The organism is Pseudomonas sp. SB113 (assembly GCF_040754745.1).
Lineage (GTDB): Bacteria > Pseudomonadota > Gammaproteobacteria > Pseudomonadales > Pseudomonadaceae > Aquipseudomonas > Aquipseudomonas grimontii.
Genome location: NZ_JBFMHW010000129.1, coordinates 1 through 476 on the forward strand (window position 1 = coordinate 1; position 476 = coordinate 476).

The window sequence follows — 476 nt, forward strand, 5'->3', positions numbered from 1 at the left end:
GGCTTCCTGCTTCGCAGGGGCCTTTGCCGCATCGCCGGCGCTTTCGCCTTCAGCAAGCAGAACGGAGATAGGCGTATTCACCTTCACGCCTTCCGTGCCCTCGGCAATCAGAATCTTGCCGAGCGTACCTTCATCGACGGCCTCGACTTCCATCGTGGCCTTGTCGGTTTCGATTTCAGCAATAACGTCGCCGGGGCTAACGCTATCGCCTTCTTTCTTGAGCCATTTGGAAAGATTGCCCTCTTCCATTGTCGGTGAGAGCGCGGGCATGAGAATTTCGATTGGCATATCTCTGCCCTCCCTTAAAGCGTGATGTCCGTATAGAGCTCGGATACATCCGGCTCCGGATCGGTCTGTGCGAAATCGGCGGAATCCGCAACGATATCGCGAACCTCCTTGTCGATCAGCTTCAGTTCGTCTTCGTTGGCCCACTTCTTCTCAAGAAGACGTGCTTTGACCTGCTCGATCGGGTCATG

Annotated in this window: 2 protein-coding genes; both read right to left on the reverse strand. The window is 55.5% G+C overall.

The genetic code is table 11. The features are described from left to right. Positions 1–288: biotin/lipoyl-containing protein (locus tag AB1462_RS31795; RefSeq protein WP_367249057.1), on the reverse strand; the 288-nt coding region annotated here is incomplete at its 3' end. A 14-nt stretch (positions 289–302) separates the two neighbouring features. Beyond that, complete coding sequence (locus AB1462_RS31800; protein ID WP_367249059.1) at positions 303–467, reverse strand: hypothetical protein; 165 nt, start codon at positions 465–467, stop codon at positions 303–305. Positions 468–476 lie beyond the last annotated feature (9 nt).